Here is a 19436-nt window from a genome sequence, read left to right as displayed (position 1 = left end):
AGGATTTGGATGAATCCGTTGTCAATCGGATTTGGAGAGTTGTAATGTTTTTATTGGATTTACTAAACGAATCGAAACGAAAACAATCCAGGCGATCGTGTGTTGAAGCCGCACTGTAGCGGTGTGCAAGCGTGAGCGATGCACGCGGTGTCCGATGAAGCAGCGGATATGGCCTGCCGGTCGAATCGATGCATCTTGCGTTCACGTCTGCGATTCATCGATACCTGACAACGCGGTCGGCAATCATGCGGCCGTGAGTCACGTTGCAGGATGACTCACGGCCGATCGTTGAAACGGGTTTCGCCAGCCGCCGCACACGCAACGTTCGTGCTTCCGGGTCACTGCGCAGCGCCGGCGCACGATGCCTGTTCACGTGCGGTCAGTCCACCGGACGTTGCGTGCGCACGCATTGCGCGAGCGCCCGCACGCCCGGCTCGATCCGTTCGAGCGGGATCGCGGAAAACCCCATCCGGAAGCAGCGCCGCGCGTCGCCTTCATCGTTCATGAAGAACACGCTGCCCGGCTCGATCAGGATGCCGGCTTCCTGTGCATCGGCGGCGAGGCGCGTCGCATCCAGCCACGGCGGGCCCTCGACCCAGCACGACGCGCCGCCCGACACCGGCACGTAGCGCGCTTCCGGCAAGTGCGCATCGAGCGCGGCCATCAGTGCCTGCGAGCGCTCGCTGTACGCATGCGCGAGCCGACGCAGCAATGCGTCGTGATGACCGAGCGCGAGAAAGGTCGCGAACGCGCGCTGGATATACGCAACCGGGTGGCGCACCATCAGCCGCCGCAGCGCGCGCAGTTCGCGGATCAGCTCGCGCGGCCCGACCACGTAGCCGAGCCGCAGCCCCGGCGCGAATGTCTTCGACAGGCTGCCGACGTAGATCACGCGGTCGGCCGTGTCGAGGCTCTTCAGCGCCGGATGCGGCGTGCCGGAGAACGTGTTCTCGCTCTCGTAGTCGTCCTCGATGATCACGAAGTCATGCTGCTGCGCGCAATCGAGCAGCGCGCGGCGGCGTTCGACCGGCATCGTCGCGGTGGTCGGGCACTGGTGGCTCGGCGTCACGTACACGTAGTCGCAGCGCGAGAGCGTTGCGCCGAGCGCGTCGGGTGCGATCCCGTGGCCGTCGACGGGCAGCGGCAAGAGCCGTGCGTTGCGGTTCTCGAAGATGTTGCGCGCGTCCGGATAGCCGGGGTTCTCGAAGCCGACCGTCGAGTGCTTGCCGCACAGCAGGTCCGCGATCAGGTACAGCGCCTGCTGGCAGCCGTTCGTGACGACGATCTCGTCGGGCATCGCGAACACGCCGCGCCGCGGCAGCACGCGCGTGCGGATCTGCTGGATCAGCGATTCGTCGTCGCGCTCGATCAGGTCGGGCGCCCAGTTGCGGATCTCCATCACCGACAGCGCCTTCAGGCAGCATTCGCGCCAGTCGTTGGTCGGAAACAGCGACTGGTCGAACTGCCCGTAGATGAACGGATATTCGTAATGCTGCCAGTTCGCGGGCTTCACGATGTTGCGCTGTCTCGACGGCGGATGTGCGATGCGCTTGTCCCATGCGGGGCGGCCCGGCGTGTCGTCGCCGCCGCCGGGCTGCGCGGCGGGCTTGGCGGCCGTGAAGCCGGGCACGCCCTCGAGCATCTTCGGGTTCACGAAGTGCCCGCTGCGTTCGCGCGAGATCAGGTAGCCCTCTTCGACGAGCATCTGGTACGCGAGCACGACGGTGTTGCGCGCGACGCCGAGCTGGTCGGCGAGCTCGCGGCTCGACGGCAGCGCGGCATCGGGCGCGAGCTGGCCGTCGAGGATCGCGGCCACGAGCATCCGCCGGATCTGGTCCTGCAGGCTCGACGCCGACGACCGCCGGAACTGCTGGGCCCATAAGGCGGTCGGGGTACGACTCGGCATGCTTCCTCCTGTGATCGGTACGGGAAACGCGAGGCGGTGCGCGTGGCGTGCGTGCGGCCCGCGAGGGGCGCGATGTCGCGAGAATACGCGCGCCGCGCCGCGGATGTGGACTCAATGAAAGGTGCCGTCTGGCACTACTGCGCGCCGACGTGGCAAGACGATACTCAAACCGTCGCCGCTGGACGATCCGGATTAGTCCCCGGTTCGCGGGCGCAGGGAGGCGTGCGCGCATCGCGTTCGCCTGCAACGTGTTGCCAAGGAGAGGCGCGCCATGCACGTCGTCGTGTTCAGGGATCGCTGCGAGCGCGTGATCCGCATCGTGTTCGACGACGCACGCGCGACGGCGGTCGCGTATCGCGACGACGAGGCGATCGGCGAACTCGATATCGACGACCACAGTGGCGGTGCCGTGCGATCGCCGTCGCTCACGCGGCTGTACGTCGAACCCGCGTATCGGCGCAGCGGCATCGCGCACACGCTGCTGGCGTGCGCGTCGCGCGAATTCGGGCGGCCGATCCGCATCGATGCCCGCGCGCGTGAATGGCCCGATACGCCGGCCTGGGCGACGCTGTGCCGCTGCCTCGAATACGAAGGGCTGGTGGTGGTGCGCTAACCGACAGCGTGACCAAGATCACGCTGCACCAAGACGGAGACGACATGAGCACGGTCCTGAAGCCGATTCCCGCATCCGACGTGCGGCACGAAGCGCTGCGCATCGACGGGCAGCGCGTGTGGCGCGACGCGGTCATCGACGTGCGCAACCCGTACGACGGCGAGCTCGTCGGCACCGTGCCGAAGGCGACGCTGGACGACGTGCGGCGTGCCTTCGCGGTCGCACGCGCTTACCGGCCGACGCTCACACGTTACGATCGAGCGGCGATCCTGCGCCGCGCGGCCGACATCGTGCGTTCGCGCACCGCCGAGATTGCAGCGCTGATCACGGCCGAGTCTGGTCTGTGCATCAAGGATTCGACGTACGAAGCCGGCCGCGTGGCCGACGTGCTGACGTTCGGCGCGGGTGAAGTGCTGAAGGACGACGGGCAGATCTTCTCGTGCGACCTGACCCCGCACGGCAAGAAGCGCCGCGTGTACACGCAGCGCGATCCGCTGCTCGGCGTGATTTCCGCGATCACGCCGTTCAATCATCCGATGAACCAGGTCGCGCACAAGATCGTGCCGTCGGTGGCGACCAACAACCGGATCGTCGTGAAGCCGTCGGAGAAGGTGCCGCTGTCGTGCTACCTGTTCGCGGACATCCTGTATGAAGCCGGGTTGCCGCCGCAGATGCTGCAAGTGCTCACCGGCGACCCGAAGGAGATTGCCGACGAGCTGATCACGAACCCGGCGATCGACCTCATTACGTTCACGGGCGGTGTGTCGATCGGCAAATCGATCGCGTCGCGGATGGGCTACCGCCGCGCGGTGCTCGAACTCGGCGGCAACGATCCGATCATCGTGATGGAAGACGCCGATCTCGACGAAGCGAGCACGCTCGCGGTGTCGGGTTCATATAAAAACTCGGGGCAGCGCTGCACGGCGATCAAGCGGATGCTCGTGCACGAGTCGGTGGCCGATCGCTTCACGGAGCTGGTGGTCGAGAAAACGCGTGCGTGGTCGTACGGCAATCCGGCCGATCCGTCGGTCGACATGGGCACGGTGATCGACGAAGCGGCCGCGAAGTTCTGCGAGCAGCAGGTGAATGACGCAATCGCACGCGGTGCGCGGCTGCTGGTCGGCAACGTGCGCAACGGCGCGCTGTATTCGCCGACGGTGATCGATCGCGTGACGCCCGACATGCCGCTCGTGAAGTACGAAACCTTCGGCCCCGTGTCGCCGATCATGCGCTTTCGCGACATCGACGACGCGATCCGGATGTCGAACAGCACCGACTATGCGCTGTCGTCGTCGGTCTGCACGAACCGCTTCGACCACATCACGCGCTTCATCACCGAGCTGGAAGTCGGCAGCGTGAACGTGCGTGACGTGCCGGGCTACCGGCTCGAAGTGACGCCGTTCGGCGGCCTGAAGGATTCGGGGCTGGGCTACAAGGAAGGCGTGCAGGAAGCGATGAAGAGCTTCACGAACGTGAAGACGTATTCGCTGCCGTGGTGAGCGCGGCGGGGAAGGGCGCATCGCGCCCGCCCGCCGCCAACCGCGTTACTGATAGAAGTTGAGCGTGACCATCGCCGAACGGCCCGGCGCCCACGTCGCGTAGATCGGATACGCGCTCGCGTAATACTTCTTGTCGAACAGGTTCTGCACGTTGAGCTGCACGTCCATCGTCTTGTTCACGCGCCACGTCGCAGCCGCGTCGAAGCGTGCGTAGCCGGGCGTCCATTTCTTCGTCGTCGCCGATACCGACGCATAGGTCTGGCTCATCACCGTCGCACCCGCGCCGAGCGTGAGCTTCGGCATCACATCGTAGCTCGTCCACAGCGTGAAGTTGTGCTTCGGCACCATCACCATCGGCAGGCCCGATGCGCCCGGGCTGCCGGGGCCGGCGTCGGTCGTGATCGCGTTCAGGTACGAGTAGCCGCCGAACACGTGCCACTTCGGCGTCAAGTTGCCCGCGAAGCCGAATTCCGCGCCGCGAACACGCTGTTTGCCGGCATTAACCTGGCGACCGAGCCCATCGGGGACTTGAGCGTTGGTTTTCTCGGTGTCAAAGAGTGCAGAGGTCAACGAAAGTTGCTCATCCAGCACGTCCCACTTCGCTCCGATTTCGATGTTTCGCGTGCGTTCCGGCGACAGGTTCAGCGTGTTTGCCGTGAGCTGATCAGTTCCGCCGCCAAGGCCACCGTTCGAACCGGGTGGGTTCGACGACGTGCCATAGGATGCGTAGAGGCTGACATTGCGGACGGGTTTGTACACGAGACCAAACTGGTAACTGAACAGATTTGACGTGTTTGACAGGTCGGCGACGCCGGCCTGTTTGGCCGTCGTATCGTAGCGGTCGAAGCGCAAACCTGCATTGAACAACCATTGTTCGGTCAGTTTCACCGTGTCGAAGATGTACGCTGACGCGGTGGTCGTACGGGTGTTCGTCGTCGCGCCGGGGAAGCCCTTGTCTCCATTCAGCACGATATTGCCGGTCCACGGCATGTTTGGATTCCATCCGCCAGAGATTGGTGCACAGAACGCTGGCGATGTGACGCAGATGTCTCCCGAGCGGAGGTTCGTGCCTGAAGCGTCCGAGACGAGATACCCCTCGTAGCGGTTCTGCTCCTGACTGAACTCCACACCAGCGGTCATCGTGTGCTGCATGCCGAACAGATTTGCTCGGCCGGTAATCTCGGTCTGGTTGGCGACACCGTTGGTCGCGTACTTGCCGCTCTTTGCCTGCATGCCGAGTCGGTCGGGGTACTTGGTTGAGATCTGCGGGTTCGTCGCCACGTAATCGAGCGTCGAGCGGCCGAACATCGTCGTGTTCTTCAGCTTCCAGTCGTCGTTGAGCTTGTGCTCGACGCGCACCTGGGCGGTGTCGGTCTGCCCGTAGCGGTAGTCGCGCGTGTTCAGCCCGAAGAACTGCCCGCGATCGGTCGGCACCGGCGTGCCGCCCGACGCGCGGAACGGCACGCTGAAGTCCGGCATGTCGTACGAGTTCATGTGGTAGTAGCTGACCGTGACCGTGGTCGGCGTATTCAGCCCGAACACGATCGACGGCGCGACGCCCCAGCGCTTGTTGTACACGTCGTTGCGGCCGGCCTGGTTCGCGTCGTGACCCATCACGTTCAGGCGCACGGCCGTCGTGTCGTTGATCTTGTGGTTCGCGTCGACCGTCGCGCGCTTGTAGCCGTCGGTGCCGAAGCCGATGCTGCTGTTGATGAAGTTGTCGTTCTTCGGCGTCTTCGTGACGATGTCGATACTGCCGCCCACCGAGCCGCGGCCCGCGTAGACCGAATCCGGGCCCTTGATCACGCTGATCTGCTCGACCGCGAACGTTTCGCGGTTCTGCAACCCCGAGTCGCGCATCCCGTCGACGAAGATCGAGTTGCGCGATTCGAAGCCGCGGATCACCGGGCGATCGGCCGACGGGTTCGCGGCCGCATCGCCGCCGAGGAACGTGATGCCCGGCACCGAGCGCAGCGCGTCCGCGAACGACGTGACGTTCTTTTCCTTGATCAGTTGCTCGGGGATCACCGTGACCGAGCGCGGCGTGTCGAGCAGCGGCGCGGTGAACTTGTACGACGGCGAACGCTTCACCTGCATGTCCGACGGCGCGGTCGACTGGACGTGGATCGTCGGCAGCGTCGCCTGCACGTCGGCGGACGGGGCCGGCTGGCCGGCGGCGGGTGCGGGAGCAGGGGCGGTTTCGGCGGAAGCGAGCAGCGGGGTCAGGAACGCGGAGCAGGTCAGCGCCGACACGAGGGCGCGAGGCCTCGTCTTGAACTGGGCGGGCATATCGAGAGGCAGCAGAAGGTTCGGTGAGCAGGTGCGTCTTCTCGATGCCGGGCAGGCCGCACGGAACATCGGAAAACGTCAATGTAAATGCGTATGATTCGCGTTTGCGGTCGCAATTGTACGGATTGGTACTAATTCTGTAAACGATCGAATGGTTTTTGTACTAATTTGGTCAGGCTTTCGTGGGGGGCGGATTGCCTTTGCGTGGCGTGCAACACCACTTTCCATCACCCGGCCGTGCGCGGCGGCGACGACTCGATACACTGCCGTACCGGTTGGACGGGCCCCGGCAAGCTGGCCCCGAGCATGGAGACAACACAAGATGGACACCCAACGCGCAGCAGTCGTCACGTACCGAGGCGATGCGATCGAGAACACGCACGTCGCCCATGTGGCGGTGGTCGATGCACGCGGCCGGCTGCTGGCCCGGTTCGGCGATCCGTTCCGGATGACGCTCGCGCGCTCGGCGGCCAAGCCGGCGCAGGCGCTGTCGGTGCTCGAGACGGGCGCGCCCGAGCGCTTCGGCTTCGACGATGCGGACATCGCGCTGATGTGCGCATCGCACAGCAGCGAGGACCGGCACATCGAACGCACGCGCGCGATGCTCGCCAAGGTCGCCGCGCACGAATCGGACTTGCGTTGCGGCGGCCATCCGCCGTTGTCGGACGCGGTGTACCGCGCGTGGATCAAGCGCGACTACACGCCGACCGGCGTGTGCAGCAACTGCTCGGGCAAGCACGTCGGGATGCTGGCCGGCGCGCAGGCGATCGGCGCCGCGATCGCCGATTACCATCTCCCCGAGCATCCGATGCAGGTGCGCGTGAAGCATGTGGTGGCCGACGCGTGCGGGCTGCGCGACGACGAGGTCGAGTGGGGCATCGACGGGTGCAACCTGCCGACACCGGCGTTTTCGCTGGACCGGCTCGCGCGGCTTTACGCATCGCTGGCCGACGGGGCGGATACGGTGGAAGCGGGCGGTGACGCCATCTCCGATCGCGTCCGCGCGCTGGCGCGCATTCATCATGCGATGACCGCGTATCCGGAGCTGGTTGCCGGCGAAGGGCGCTATTGCACGGTGCTGATGAACGCGTTCGGCGGGCAGGTGGTCGGAAAGCTCGGCGCCGATGCGTGCTACGGGATCGGCGTGCGGGCGTCCGAGCGCACGCGGGCGCTGGGCGCCGATGGCGCGCTCGGCATCTCGGTGAAGATCGAGGACGGCAATCTCGACGTGCTCTACATGGTCGTCAGCGAGCTGCTCGAGCGGCTGCAGATCGGCACGGCCGAGCAGCGCGCGCCGCTGGCCGGCTTCCATCGGCCGCGGATGCTCAACACGCAGGGTGTCGAGATCGGGCACGCCACGTTCCCGTTCGAATTGCAGGCGGCTTGATCGGCCTGAACGGCGCGGATGCGCTGCTGCCGGTGGTCCGCGACGCGGGCCGTGCGCAGCGGCGCGAACCCGACCCAGGGCGCGTGCGCTACACGCTCGCGCCGCGAATCTTCGTCAGCTCCAGCGCCGACAACTCGCCGATATGCGCGAGGTGTTCCGCGAGAAAGTCCTTCAGCACGCGCAGCTTCGCCGAGCTGCGCCGGTTCGCCAGATACGCGATGTAGATGTATTCGCCGGTCAGCCGGTTCTGCAGCCGGTAGCGCGGCAGCACGGCTTCGAGCCGCCCGCTCGCGAGCAGGTCGCGCACCAGCCAGATCTCGAACTCCGCGATGCCGAGCCCCGCGCAGGTCGCTTCGAGCAGCAGCTCCGAATGGTCGGTGACGAGGTTGCCGGCCGGCAGCACGCTGTGATGCGCGTCGCCGTTCACGAGATCCCAGCGCGGATCGCCTTCCGGATGCACGTAGCGCAGGCAGTTGTGTTGCTTGAGGTCGTCGGGCGTGGCCGGGCGCCCGCAGCGGTCGAGATAGCCGGGCGTCGCGCACAGGATGCTGTCGTTGCGCGACAGGCGGTGGACGACGAGGTTGTCCAGGTAGTTCTCGCCTTCGTGAATGTCGAGATCGAAGCCGCCGGCCACGAGGTCGTTGTGGTTGTCGGTGAGCCGCACGTCGAGCTGGATCGTCGGGTAGCGCGCGAGGAACGGCGCGACCAGCGGTGCGAGATGGCGGCGGCCGAACGCCACCGGCGCGGTGAGCTTCAGCGGGCCGCTCGGCTGCGCATTCAGCTCGGCGACCACGCGCAAGGTGTCGTCGAGATCGGCGATCAGCGTGACGGCGCGTTCCAGGTAGATGTGGCCGGCTTCGGTGAGCGTCACGCTATGCGTGGAGCGGTGCAGCAGCGCGACGCCGAGCGCCTCCTCGATGGCCGTGACCTTGCGTGCGACGGTGGACGTCGACACGTGCATCTCCTTGGCGACCGCCGAAAAACTCCCCGTTTCGACCACCCTGACGAACGCGCGCATCGCGCCCATGTGGTCGATGCCGGTTTCCCTCGCGCCTTTTTTCATCCGATTCTCATTGTTGCGTGCCACGCAAAACCGCTTTCGATAATACAGAAGTGAGCTTGTTTTTGCAAAGGCATAGAATGCGAACCCGTCGCGTCGGGAAGCGGCGCACGACGAGCGGCACGAGACATCCAGGAGGGGCACGATGACAGAAAACGGCTTCCGCGTCGAAGCGGATCTTTTAGGTAAGCGAAGCATCCCGAATGAGGCCTACTACGGCGTCCATACGCTGCGCGCGAAGGAGAATTTCGACATTTCGGGCCGCACCATCGCGTCGCTGCCTTACTTCGTGATGGCGCTCGCCGCGGTGAAGGAGGCCGCGGCCGACGCGAACTGCGAGCTCGGGCTGCTGCCGCGGCCGTACCGCGATGCGATCGCCGCCGCGTGCGTCGAGATCCGCGAAGGGCGCCTGCACGACCAGTTCGTCGTCGACATCATCCAGGGCGGGGCCGGCACGTCGACCAACATGAACGCGAACGAGGTGATCTGCAACCGCGCGCTCGAACTCATGGGGCACGCGCGCGGGCAGTACGAATACCTGCATCCGAACGAGCACGTGAACCTCGCGCAGAGCACCAACGACGTCTATCCGACCGCGATTCGCGTGGCGACCTGCTTCGCGGTCGAGCACCTGCTCGAAGCGATGGCGCGCCTGCGCGATGCGTTCGCGGAGCGGGCCGACGCGTTCGCCGGCTTGCTGAAGCTCGGCCGCACGCAGCTGCAGGACGCGGTGCCGATGACGCTCGGCCAGGAATTCTCGACCTACGCGGTGATGCTGACGGAAGACATCGCGCGCCTGCAGGAAGCCGGCTGGCTGATTCGCGAGATCAACCTCGGCGCGACCGCGATCGGCACGGGGATCACCGCGCATCCGCAGTACGCGGAGAAGGCGCTCGCGGCGCTGCGGCGCATTACCGGGCTCGACCTGAGCACCGCGCCGAACCTGATCGAAGCGACCCAGGATTGCGGCGCGTTCGTGCAGGTGTCGGGCGTGCTCAAGCGGATCGCCGTGAAGCTGTCGAAGATCTGCAACGACCTGCGGCTGCTGTCGAGCGGCCCGCGCGCGGGGTTCGGCGAGATCAACCTGCCGCCCGTGCAGGCCGGCTCGTCGATCATGCCCGGCAAGGTCAATCCGGTGATCCCGGAAGTCGTCAACCAGGTTGCCTTCGAGGTGTTCGGCAACGACCTGACCGTGACCTTCGCGGCCGAGGCCGGACAGCTTCAGTTGAACGCGTTCGAGCCGGTGATCGCCAGCGCGCTGTTCCGCAGCTTCAGCCACCTGACGGCCGCCTGCACGACGCTCGCGCAGCGGTGCGTGAGCGGGATCACCGCGAACCCCGAACGGCTGCGCGAAACGATGGAGCGCTCGGTCGCGCTCGCGACCGCGCTGAACCCGTACATCGGCTACAAGCGCGCGACCGCCGTGGCGGCCGAAGCGCACGCGACCGGCAAGTCGATCCGCGAGGTCGTGCTGGAGCGCGAGTGGATGACCGCCGCGCAGGTCGAGGAAGCGCTGCAACCCGAAGCACTGATCCGGCCGCGCGTGCTTTGACGCCGGCTGCGCAGGCCGCCGGTGCGTGACGCCGGCGGCCTGCATGCGGCTGCACCCTGAGCGCCCCCGCGCGGGGCGCGACACATCAAGAAACAACGGAGACTCACGATGACCCACAGCAGCGAGCGCCCGGCCGATCCGGCCGGCGGCGCGGATTCCCGACATGCCGACCCCGATGCGATGTTCGCGTCGCACGAAGCCGGCTATGCGAAGCAGTTGAAGCCCCGGCACGTGCAGATGATCGCGATGGGCGGCGCGATCGGCACGGGCCTCTTTCTCGGTGCGGGCGGGCGCCTGCAGCACGCGGGGCCCGCGCTCGCGCTCGTGTACCTCGTCTGCGGCGTGTTCGCGTTCCTGATCATGCGCGCGCTCGGCGAGCTCGTGATGCACCGGCCGACCAGCGGCAGCTTCGTGTCGTATGCACGGGAGTTCATGGGCGAACGCGCCTCGTTCGTCGCGGGCTGGATGTACTACCTGAACTGGGCGACCACCGGCATCGTCGATATCACCGCGGTCGCGATCTACATGAAGTACTGGGCCGTGTTCACGGACGTGCCGCAGTGGGTGTTCGCGCTCGGCGCGCTCGGAATCGTGTCGGTGATGAACATGATCGGCGTGAAGGTGTTCGGCGAGATGGAGTTCTGGTTCTCGCTCGTCAAGGTGGGGACGCTCGCGGTGTTCCTCGCGGTCGGCACCGTGTTTCTCGCGAGCGGCCATCCGGTCGCCGGGCAGATGCCGGGGCTTCACCTGGTCGCGGATCACGGCGGGATCTTCCCGCACGGCATCCTGCCGGCCGTGCTGATCGTGCAGGGCGTCGTGTTTGCCTACGCGAGCATCGAGCTCGTCGGCGTCGCGGCGGGCGAGACGGCCGATGCGCGCAAGGTCTTGCCGAAAGCCATCAACAGCGTGATGTGGCGCATCGCGCTGTTCTACGTCGGCTCGGTCGTGCTGTTGACGATGCTGCTGCCGTGGACGGCGTACAGCGCGCACGAAAGCCCGTTCGTGACGTTCTTCAGCAAGCTCGGCGTGCCGTACGTCGGCACCGTGATGAACGTCGTGGTGCTGACCGCCGCGCTGTCGAGCCTGAACTCCGGCCTCTATTCGACCGGGCGCGTGCTGCGCTCGCTCGCGATGGGCGGATCGGCGCCGCGCTTCGTGTCGCGGATGAACGCACGCGGCGTGCCGTACGGCGGGATCCTGATCACGGTCGCGATCAATGCGATCGGTGTGCCGCTGAACTACATCGTGCCGGCGCAGGCATTCGAGATCGTGCTGAACATGGCGTCGCTCGGGATCATCACGACGTGGGGCTTCATCGTCATGTGCCAGATCCTGTTCCGTCGTGCGGTCGATCGCGGCGAGCTGAAGGCGGTGTCGTTCCGGATGCCCGGCGCGCCGTTCACGTCGTGGCTCACGCTGGCCTTCCTCGTCGGCGTGCTGGTGCTGATGGCCTTCGACTATCCGGGCGGCACGTGGACCATCGCGACGATTCCGGTTGTCGTGCTCGCACTGGTGATCGGCTGGAAGCTCGCGAAGCGTGGCGCGGCGCGGGAGCAGGCGGCGGATGCGCTTGCATCTTCGGCCACGCGCGCCGTTGCCGATCCGGTGCGGGGCGCCTGAAGACGGTATGCGCCGGGCGCGCCGGGTCGTTCGCGGCCGGCGCCCCGGCGCCCCGTGACGGTCAGTTCAATCCGGTGCGTTCGCCGACCCAGCGGCCGAAATCGCCGGCCATCTCCGCGGTCAGCTCGTGGCCGGCCGCGTACAGCCGCGTATCGTGCGCGACGCCGAGCGCCGTGAGTTTTGCGTCGGCGGTGTCGGCCCACGCGACGGGCAGCTTGTCGTCGGCGCGGCCGTGCACGATCAGCGCATGGAGCGGGCGAAGGGCATCGCGCGGCGCGATCAGCGGATCGATTTCGGGCAGGATGCGCCCGCACAGCACTGCAAATGCGGTGACGTCCTGCGGCGACGTGAGGCCGACGCTCGCGCTCATGATGCCGCCCTGGCTGAAGCCGGCAATCACCGTCGGCAACGCGGTGCCTGCGTCATCGTTGCCACGGAAGCCGCGGAGCAGCGTGATCAGCTTGAGTCGGCTCGCGTCCGCACGGGCCGCGTCGATTTCGGGGCCGTTCGGGCCGAAGCGCACCGGGAACCACGCGTGCTGGTCGGGCCCGAACGCGAGCGGGGCGCGCAAGAAGGCGATCTCGACGCGCGGATCGATGACGTCGGCCAGGTTCAGCAGGTTGGTTTCGTTGCCGCCGACGCCATGCAGCAGCAACAGGCGGGCAGCGGGGCGGCCGGTGGCCGGGCGCAGCCGGTACTGGAGGCTCGACTCGGGATCGGTGGTCAGCGGCAGGACGTCGGTCATGGCGTGGGGTTCGGAAAGGGGAGCGATGCGACAGTCTAGGGCGTGCGGGCGGTGACGTGAATCGCCGGCGTGCGATTGATTGTTTCCTGACAGGAATGAATCGGGTGTTCCGCGACGCCACGTTGCTCGTTGTTCATATACCGATCGGGTGACTCGTCATCAGCGCGCGGAATGGTTAAAGTAGATACATTTCGTAGATACGCGAGGGGCGAGGATGGATACTGCCAAGCTTTTCAAGCATGGCGGATCGCAGGCTGTCCGTCTGCCGAAGGATTTCCGCTTCGACACGACCGAGGTCCGGATTCGTCGCCACGGTTCGTCCGTGATTCTCGAGCCGGTGCCGCAAGACTGGGCATGGCTCACGCCGCTGATCGGCCCGGTCGACGCCGATTTCGAAGCCGCCGCCACGACCGAGCCTGCCGCTCAGGAACGCCCGGATCCGGACGTATTTGAATGAAATTTCTGCTGGATACCCATGCCGTAATCGCCATCCTGAAAGGCGAGCCGGCCATGCTGGCCCGGCTGCGCACGTATCAGCCAGCAGATTTCGGCATGCCGGCGATCGTCGCGCATGAACTCTATTACGGCGCCTACAAGAGCCACAGAGCGGCTGCGAACGTGGCACGTGTCGAGGCACTTCAGTTCGAGGTGGTGTCGTTCGATGTCGAAGATGCTCAGCACGCCGGCGAGATTCGTGCGCATCTGACTGCGGCGGGCACCCCGATCGGTCCGTACGATGCGTTGATCGCCGGGCAGGCACGCGCTCGGCGTCTGGTGCTCGTCACCCATAACGTGCGCGAGTTTGCGCGAGTCCCGGGGCTACAGGTCGAGGATTGGCTCGCCGAGGCGCGTGAAAACTGATCGCATGACGGTCATGCCGCAACGGGAGCGGATTCGTCCCGCGGGCGCCCGCCGCCCGGACCTCACCGCAACCGAATCACCGTCGATTTCAACTCCGTATATTTCTCCAGCGCGTGCAGCGAGTTGTCGCGCCCGTTGCCCGATTCCTTGAAGCCGCCGAACGGGAAGTTCATGTCGTCGGTTTCCTCGTAGCCGTTCACCCACACCGTGCCGGCCCGCAGCCGGCGCGCGGTTTCGTGCGCGGTCGTCAGGTTGGCCGTCCATACCGATGCCGCCAGCCCGTAGCGCGTGTCGTTCGCGTGCGCGATGGCCATATCGAGGTCGTCGAACGCCGTGACCGCCAGCACCGGCCCGAAAATCTCCTCGCGCACGATCCGCGCGTCGGCACGCGGGCAGTCGAACACGGTCGGTTCGACGTACTGGCCGCCGCTCCCGGCGCGCGCACGCTTGCCGCCCGCGAGCAACGTCGCCTCGTCGCGGCCCGCGTCGACGTAGCCGAGCACGCGTTCGACCTGCGCGGCATCGATCAGGCTGCCCATGCGCGTAGCGGGCGACAGCGGATCGCCGGGCGCGTACTCGGGGGCGATCGCGAGCACGCGCGCAACGAGTTCGTCACGGATCGCGCGATGGACGAGCAAACGGGAACCCGCCGTACACATCTGCCCGGTGTTGTAGAACACCGCATGCGCGACGGTGCGCGCCGCGCGTTCGAGATCCGGACAGTCGGGCAGCACGATCTGCGGCGACTTGCCGCCGAGTTCGAGCCACACGCGCTTCAGGTTCGAATCGGCCGCGCAGCGCATGACCTTGTGGCCGACCGCGGTCGAGCCGGTGAATGCGATGCAGTCGACGTCCGGATGCCGCGCGAGCGCTTCGCCCGCATCGCCGAAGCCCGGCAGCACGTTCAGCACGCCGGCCGGCAGCCCGGCCTGCGCGGCCAGCGCGGCGAGTCGCAGCGCACTGAGCGGCGATTTCTCCGACGGCTTCAGCACGACGCTGTTGCCGGCCGCGAGCGCCGGCGCGCATTTCCACATCGCGATCATCGCGGGGAAATTCCATGGCACGACCGCCGCGACCACGCCGATCGGCTCGCGCGTGACGAGCCCGACGAGATGCGCGTCGGCCGGCGCGACTTCGCCGCCCGTCTTGTCGATCGCTTCGGCGAACCACTCGGCGCAGTAAGCGGTCGACGGGATGTCGATCGTGGTCGTGTCGCCGATCGGCTTGCCGGTGTCGAGCGTTTCGAGCAGCGCGAGATCGTCCGCGTGCTCGCGGATCAGCGCGGCCCAGCGCAGCATCACGCGCTTGCGCTCGCGCGGCGACGCGTCGCGCCACGCACCGCTTTCGAATGCGCGCCGCGCGGCCGCGACCGCGAGGTCGGCGTCGGCCTGCCGGCAATGCGCGACCTGTGCGAGCGCACGGCCGTCGATCGGGCTCGTGCAGGCGAAGGTGGCGCCGTCGTGCGCGTCGCGGAACGTACCGTCCACGAATGCGCGGGATTCGATGTCGAGCTGGCTGGCGCGCGTGCGCCAGGTGTCGTTCGTCTGCATGAGAACACTCCGTCGTGGGTCGGCGAGATCAGCGTGAAGCGGGCGTCGGGCGGCGGATCGCGATCGCGCGGCCCGCATGCGGCTCGTGCGGCGCGCGCGCATGTTCGGCGTGAATCGCGTCGAGATGCCGGCGGATCGCGGCCGGGAACGGCGCGGAGCGTTTCGCGCGCATGTCGACGTGGGTCAGCAGTTGCTCGCCGGTCGCGAGTGGCGCGCCCGTCGTCGCATGGTGCATCGAATGGAACACGTGCAGCCGCCGGTCGTCCATGTCGAGCAGCCGCACCGTGAGCCTGAGCGGTTCGCCGAGCATCGCTTCGCGCAGGTGGCGGATATGCGTTTCCGCCGAGTAAATCGAGCAGCCGGCCTCGCGATAGTCGTCGTCGATGCCGAAGTAGCGGAAGAACGCATCGCTGCTGTCGCCGAACACGAGCAGATAGCACGACTCGCTCATGTGGCCGTTGTAATCGACCCACTCGGGCTGCACGGTGCAGCGATGCAGTTCGAGGGGCGTCGCGATCGGTGCGGCGGGGTCGTACGGACGCGCCTTCTGTCCTTCGTAGGCCGAGCGCAGGCGCGGCTCGGCGGCGGGGCTGAGGTGGGTCGTCATCCAGTGCACTCCAGGGTTCGGAACGGGCCCGCACGTCGTCCGCGGGGGCTGCCGGTCGATGTTATGACGGGTTGAACGTTTTTTCAATAAAGAGATCGCCGATGCGTGTAAACACCGGTGCGGATTCATCGCTCAATTAATTGAACATTCATTCAACGGAACCTATACTCGCCAGCGCCGCGATGCCGAAGCGAAGCAGGGCGGGCGGCGCATCTGCACGATACGCACAACGAAAAATCGATCCGCCTCGCGCGGAAACCGGAGACACCGAAAATGAAGAAGCGCTTCCTGCTGGCCGGCATGATGTCGGTGATGGTCCACGGCTACGCACACGCCCAGAGCAGCGTATCGCTGTACGGGATCATAGATGGCGGCATCACCTACGTGAACAATACGGGCGGCGCGCACGCGTACCTGTTCGACGACGGCGTGTCGTACGGCAACCGCGTCGGCCTGATGGGCACGGAGGATCTCGGCGGCGGCAACAAGGCCGTGTTCAAGCTCGAGAACGGGTTCCGGCTCGGCACCGGCAAGCTGAACCAGGGCGGCGCGATGTTCGGGCGGCAGGCGTACGTGGGGCTGGGCAATGACTGGGGCACGCTGACGTTCGGCAACCAGTACGACTTTGCATTCGATTTCACCGCGAACTACAACGTCAGCGCGTTCGGCAGCGGCTACGGCGTGCACCTGGGCGACTTCGACCGTCAGAGCGGCGACCGGCTGCAGAACGCGGTGAAGTTCGTCAGCAACAGTTTCCACGGGCTCGTGGTCGGTGGCATGTATTCGTTCAGCAACGATGCGGGCAGCTTCCACGACGGCAGTGCGTGGAGCCTGGGCGCGAGCTACACGCACGGCGATTTCTCGGCAGGCGGCAACTATACGCGGCTCAACGCGCCGCGCCGGCTCGCGGCGCTCGATCCGTATGCGCAGATGGGCGTGAGGACGATGCTCGGACAGACGGTCGCGACCGTCGATCCGGCGACGGGCGCCGTCACCGACCTGCACGATTCGACGCCGTTCTCGATCGACTCGCAGTCGATCTTCGGGATCGGCGCGTCGTACACGCTCGGCAAGCTGACGCTCAACGCGGATTTCAGCAACACGACGTTCAAGGGTTATGGGCAATCGTCGACGATGCGCGTGTATGAGGCGGGCGGCCTGTACCAGGCGACCCCGGCGCTGTCGCTCGTCGCGGGCTACCAGTACACGACGTTCGAAGGCCATCACTGGCACGAAGTCGCGCTCGGCACGCATTACGCACTGTCCAAGCGCACCGACGTCTATGCGGGCGTCGACTGGATGCGCGCGTCGAACGGCGTCGATGCGGTGATCGGCTACAGCTTCACGCCGTCGACGAGCCGCACGCAAGCCGCCGCGCGCATCGGCATGCGGCACAACTTCTGATCGCTTCTACCGCACGGCCCGGCCCGGGCCTGCGTCGAAGGGGGCGTCGTCGCCGTGCTGCGCGACGCGCCCGGCGACGATGACGTGAGCACAGACGGCACGCTCGGCGAGCGTCACTGAACGCACTGCGGCGAAGACCCGCGCACGGTTGCCGCCGGCCCGCTCGGGCGATGCATGAGCGGGCCGGCGGGTGTCAGGCGTCGAGCCTCACCAGCGCATCGACGGCCACCGCGCCGCATTCCATCACCAGCAGCGGATTGACGTCGAGTTCGACGAGCGTGTCGGCGTGTGCCTGCGCGAAGCGTGCGATCGCCATCACGTTCGCCACCACCGCATCGAGATCGGCCTTCGGCCGTCCGCGATAGCCGGTCAGCAGCGGGCCGAGCTTCAGCCCGAGCAGGGCGTCGCGCACGTCGCTTTCACGCACCGGCAGCAGGAGTGTCGCGGTGTCGCGGATCAGCTCGACCAGCACGCCGCCGGCGCCGAGCACGAGCGCTAGACCGAAATTCGGCTCGCGCTTCACGCCGACGATCAGTTCGAGCAGCGGCGCGTCGGCCATCTTCTCGACGAGGATGCGCTCGACGTGCACGTCCGGCGCGTAGCGCGCGACCTGTTCGGTCATCCGCTCGACCGCGGCGGCGACGGCTTCGGGCGATGCGAGCTTCAGCGCGACCGCGCCGGCCTCGGTCTTGTGCGGCAGGCGATCGCTGACCACTTTCACGCAGACCGGAAACCCGAGCCGCTGCGCGGCGGCCGGTGCATCGGCGGGCGCGACGCATTCCGCTGACGGTACGTCGAGCCCGTGCGCGGCCAGCATCCGCTTGCTCGCCCATTCGTCGTGCAGCGTCGTGGCGCCGTGACTGCCGCCGCCGTTGCCGGCCCGCAGTACCGGCAGCGCGTTGAGCGCATCGGCGTCGAGCACGCGGCGGCGCGTCTCGCCGTAGGTCATCGCCGCGCCGATTGCGTCGATCCCGTCGGCGAGCCCCTGCAGCGGCGCGATGCCGGCCGCGGCCATGCGTGCGGCGTGATCGGGCGGCGTGAGGTCGGGAAACACCGAGATGACCGCGCCGACCACGCCGTGCTGGCGCGCGGAGGCCGCGAACGCGTTTGCCGCGATGTCGCACAGCGGTCGCTCGCCGGTCGCTTCTTGCGGATAGTCGAGAATCATCGCGGCCGCGCCGGGCCGGTCGGCGAGCAGCGCGTCGCAGCACGCGCGCATCTTGTCCGGATCGCCCCACGGTGTCGTCGTGAAATCGAGCGGGTTCGCGATCGTCGCGTACGCGGGCAGCACGTTGCCGAGCGCGTGGCGCCCGGCGTCGCCGACCGGCGGGAACGCGATGCCCTGCGCGTCGCCGAGATCCGCGACGAGCCCCGCATCGCCGCCGGACGTCGCCAGCGCGGCGAGCGTGCGGCGCTCGGGCACACCGGCGATCGCGAGCAGCTTCAGCGTTTCGACGAGGCCGACCGGGTCCTTCACGCGGATCACGCCGAGCCGCCGGAACAGTGCGTCGTACAGCGCGTCCGAGCCCGCGAGCGAACTCGTGTGGCTGATCGCGAGCTGTGCGCCGAGCGCCGAGGTCCCGCTCTTCAGCGCGATGATCGGCACGCCGCGCGCGAGCGCGCGGGTGGCGGCCTCGCTGAACGCGCGCACGTCCTTCAATCCTTCGAGATGCACGCCGATCGCGCGGATGCGCGGATCGTCGACGAAGGCATCGACGAGGCGCGCGATGTCGACCGACGCCTGGTTGCCGACGCTCGCCAGGTACGCGAACGGCACCGAGCGTGCGCTCATCGACAGGTTGTACGCGAGGTTGCCGCTTTGCGTGATCACCGCGACGCCCGATTCGACGCGCGGCGCGCCGTGCGCGACCGGCCACAGCGCGCTGCCGTTCAGGCCGTTGATCAACCCGTAGCAGTTGGGCCCGAGCACGGCCATGTCGCCGGCGGCGTCGACGAGCGCCTGCTGCAGCGCGGTGCCGTCGGCCCCGGTTTCGGAGAAACCCGACGCGTACACGATCGCGCCGCCGGCGCCGCGTTCGGCGAGCGCGCGCACGACGTCGATCGCCTGCCGCGCGGGGACTGCGACGAACACGGCATCGGGCGCGGCGGGCAGGTCGGCGACGCTGGCATGGCAGGGCACGCCGTCGATCTCGGCATGGTTCGGATTGACGAGCCAGATGTCGCCGGCATAGCCGTAGTGGCGACAGCGCTGCACGGCGCCCGCGATGCCGCGCCCGCCGACGAACGCGATGCTGGCCGGCTCGAGCAGCCGGCGCAGGTTGGCCGCGGCGTCGGCACGGCGATCCCTGACTTCAGGGGAAGAGGTCATGATGGTCCTTTCGG

15 protein-coding genes are annotated in these 19436 nt (G+C 67.1%); 8 read left to right on the top strand and 7 right to left on the bottom strand.

Going from position 1 to position 19436, the window contains the following annotated elements:
* Nucleotides 1-379: 379 nt before the first annotated feature.
* On the bottom strand, nt 380-1906 hold the full coding sequence (pdxR, locus tag CFB45_RS24765; RefSeq protein ID WP_089427821.1) for a MocR-like pyridoxine biosynthesis transcription factor PdxR: 1527 nt from the start codon (nt 1904-1906) through the stop codon (nt 380-382).
* Between the two features lie 271 nt (nt 1907-2177).
* On the opposite strand from pdxR, the gene CFB45_RS24760 reads away from it, so the two are divergent.
* A complete protein-coding gene (locus CFB45_RS24760) occupies nt 2178-2519 on the top strand; it encodes a GNAT family N-acetyltransferase (RefSeq protein ID WP_089427820.1) in 342 nt (113 codons plus the stop codon).
* Nucleotides 2520-2563: 44 nt separating this feature from the next.
* Nucleotides 2564-4018: a phosphonoacetaldehyde dehydrogenase gene (gene phnY, locus CFB45_RS24755; RefSeq protein ID WP_089427819.1), complete on the top strand. Its 1455-nt coding sequence runs from the start codon at nt 2564-2566 to the stop codon at nt 4016-4018.
* A gap of 45 nt (nt 4019-4063) precedes the next feature.
* On the opposite strand, the gene CFB45_RS24750 is transcribed toward phnY, so the two are convergent.
* The gene (locus CFB45_RS24750; protein WP_089427818.1) at nt 4064-6307 is read right to left on the bottom strand and encodes a TonB-dependent receptor; all 2244 of its coding nucleotides are present in this window, start codon (nt 6305-6307) and stop codon (nt 4064-4066) included.
* Between the two features lie 322 nt (nt 6308-6629).
* On the opposite strand from CFB45_RS24750, the gene CFB45_RS24745 reads away from it, so the two are divergent.
* A complete protein-coding gene (locus CFB45_RS24745) occupies nt 6630-7694 on the top strand; it encodes an asparaginase (protein ID WP_089427817.1) in 1065 nt (354 codons plus the stop codon).
* Nucleotides 7695-7782: 88 nt separating this feature from the next.
* Here CFB45_RS24745 and CFB45_RS24740 read toward each other — a convergent pair whose 3' ends face one another.
* Nucleotides 7783-8757 (bottom strand): LysR family transcriptional regulator, encoded by a 975-nt coding sequence (locus CFB45_RS24740; RefSeq protein WP_089429133.1) that lies wholly within the window; start codon nt 8755-8757, stop codon nt 7783-7785.
* 142 nt (nt 8758-8899) lie between these two features.
* On the opposite strand from CFB45_RS24740, the gene CFB45_RS24735 reads away from it, so the two are divergent.
* Complete coding sequence (locus tag CFB45_RS24735; protein ID WP_089427816.1) at nt 8900-10306, top strand: aspartate ammonia-lyase; 1407 nt, start codon at nt 8900-8902, stop codon at nt 10304-10306.
* Between the two features lie 108 nt (nt 10307-10414).
* On the top strand, nt 10415-11926 hold the full coding sequence (locus CFB45_RS24730) for an amino acid permease (protein ID WP_089427815.1): 1512 nt from the start codon (nt 10415-10417) through the stop codon (nt 11924-11926).
* Between the two features lie 61 nt (nt 11927-11987).
* On the opposite strand, the gene CFB45_RS24725 is transcribed toward CFB45_RS24730, so the two are convergent.
* Complete coding sequence (locus CFB45_RS24725) at nt 11988-12671, bottom strand: alpha/beta hydrolase (protein ID WP_089427814.1); 684 nt, start codon at nt 12669-12671, stop codon at nt 11988-11990.
* Between the two features lie 214 nt (nt 12672-12885).
* On the opposite strand from CFB45_RS24725, the gene CFB45_RS24720 reads away from it, so the two are divergent.
* Both CFB45_RS24720 and CFB45_RS24715 read left to right on the top strand, forming a co-directional pair.
* Nucleotides 12886-13128, top strand: coding sequence for an antitoxin (locus tag CFB45_RS24720; RefSeq protein ID WP_089427813.1), 243 nt, complete (start codon nt 12886-12888; stop codon nt 13126-13128).
* A complete protein-coding gene (locus CFB45_RS24715) occupies nt 13125-13532 on the top strand; it encodes a type II toxin-antitoxin system VapC family toxin (protein ID WP_089427812.1) in 408 nt (135 codons plus the stop codon). Before CFB45_RS24720 ends, CFB45_RS24715 begins: the two co-directional genes overlap by 4 nt.
* Before the next feature lie 62 nt (nt 13533-13594).
* Here CFB45_RS24715 and CFB45_RS24710 read toward each other — a convergent pair whose 3' ends face one another.
* Nucleotides 13595-15082, bottom strand: coding sequence for an aldehyde dehydrogenase (locus CFB45_RS24710; protein ID WP_089427811.1), 1488 nt, complete (start codon nt 15080-15082; stop codon nt 13595-13597).
* Between the two features lie 28 nt (nt 15083-15110).
* Complete coding sequence (locus tag CFB45_RS24705; protein ID WP_089427810.1) at nt 15111-15689, bottom strand: thioesterase family protein; 579 nt, start codon at nt 15687-15689, stop codon at nt 15111-15113.
* A 273-nt stretch (nt 15690-15962) separates the two neighbouring features.
* Between CFB45_RS24705 and CFB45_RS24700 the strand changes: the two genes are divergently transcribed.
* Nucleotides 15963-17093: a porin gene (locus CFB45_RS24700; RefSeq protein WP_089427809.1), complete on the top strand. Its 1131-nt coding sequence runs from the start codon at nt 15963-15965 to the stop codon at nt 17091-17093.
* A gap of 193 nt (nt 17094-17286) precedes the next feature.
* On the opposite strand, the gene CFB45_RS24695 is transcribed toward CFB45_RS24700, so the two are convergent.
* Nucleotides 17287-19422 (bottom strand): acetate--CoA ligase family protein, encoded by a 2136-nt coding sequence (locus CFB45_RS24695; RefSeq protein WP_089427808.1) that lies wholly within the window; start codon nt 19420-19422, stop codon nt 17287-17289.
* Nucleotides 19423-19436: the final 14 nt, after the last annotated feature.

The organism is Burkholderia sp. HI2500 (assembly GCF_002223055.1).
Classification (GTDB): Bacteria; Pseudomonadota; Gammaproteobacteria; order Burkholderiales; family Burkholderiaceae; genus Burkholderia.
This window is presented reverse-complemented; position numbering and strand designations above follow the sequence as displayed.

What these genes read in the sequence shown, in the direction of transcription:
- pdxR (WP_089427821.1), bottom strand. Translation starts at nt 1,906, where the DNA reads ATGCCGAGTCGTACCCCGACCGCCTTATGGGCCCAGCAGTTCCGGCGG.
- CFB45_RS24760 (WP_089427820.1), top strand. Translation starts at nt 2,178, where the DNA reads ATGCACGTCGTCGTGTTCAGGGATCGCTGCGAGCGCGTGATCCGCATC.
- phnY (WP_089427819.1), top strand. Translation starts at nt 2,564, where the DNA reads ATGAGCACGGTCCTGAAGCCGATTCCCGCATCCGACGTGCGGCACGAA.
- CFB45_RS24750 (WP_089427818.1), bottom strand. Translation starts at nt 6,307, where the DNA reads ATGCCCGCCCAGTTCAAGACGAGGCCTCGCGCCCTCGTGTCGGCGCTG.
- CFB45_RS24745 (WP_089427817.1), top strand. Translation starts at nt 6,630, where the DNA reads ATGGACACCCAACGCGCAGCAGTCGTCACGTACCGAGGCGATGCGATC.
- CFB45_RS24740 (WP_089429133.1), bottom strand. Translation starts at nt 8,757, where the DNA reads ATGAAAAAAGGCGCGAGGGAAACCGGCATCGACCACATGGGCGCGATG.
- CFB45_RS24735 (WP_089427816.1), top strand. Translation starts at nt 8,900, where the DNA reads ATGACAGAAAACGGCTTCCGCGTCGAAGCGGATCTTTTAGGTAAGCGA.
- CFB45_RS24730 (WP_089427815.1), top strand. Translation starts at nt 10,415, where the DNA reads ATGACCCACAGCAGCGAGCGCCCGGCCGATCCGGCCGGCGGCGCGGAT.
- CFB45_RS24725 (WP_089427814.1), bottom strand. Translation starts at nt 12,671, where the DNA reads ATGACCGACGTCCTGCCGCTGACCACCGATCCCGAGTCGAGCCTCCAG.
- CFB45_RS24720 (WP_089427813.1), top strand. Translation starts at nt 12,886, where the DNA reads ATGGATACTGCCAAGCTTTTCAAGCATGGCGGATCGCAGGCTGTCCGT.
- CFB45_RS24715 (WP_089427812.1), top strand. Translation starts at nt 13,125, where the DNA reads ATGAAATTTCTGCTGGATACCCATGCCGTAATCGCCATCCTGAAAGGC.
- CFB45_RS24710 (WP_089427811.1), bottom strand. Translation starts at nt 15,082, where the DNA reads ATGCAGACGAACGACACCTGGCGCACGCGCGCCAGCCAGCTCGACATC.
- CFB45_RS24705 (WP_089427810.1), bottom strand. Translation starts at nt 15,689, where the DNA reads ATGACGACCCACCTCAGCCCCGCCGCCGAGCCGCGCCTGCGCTCGGCC.
- CFB45_RS24700 (WP_089427809.1), top strand. Translation starts at nt 15,963, where the DNA reads ATGAAGAAGCGCTTCCTGCTGGCCGGCATGATGTCGGTGATGGTCCAC.
- CFB45_RS24695 (WP_089427808.1), bottom strand. Translation starts at nt 19,422, where the DNA reads ATGACCTCTTCCCCTGAAGTCAGGGATCGCCGTGCCGACGCCGCGGCC.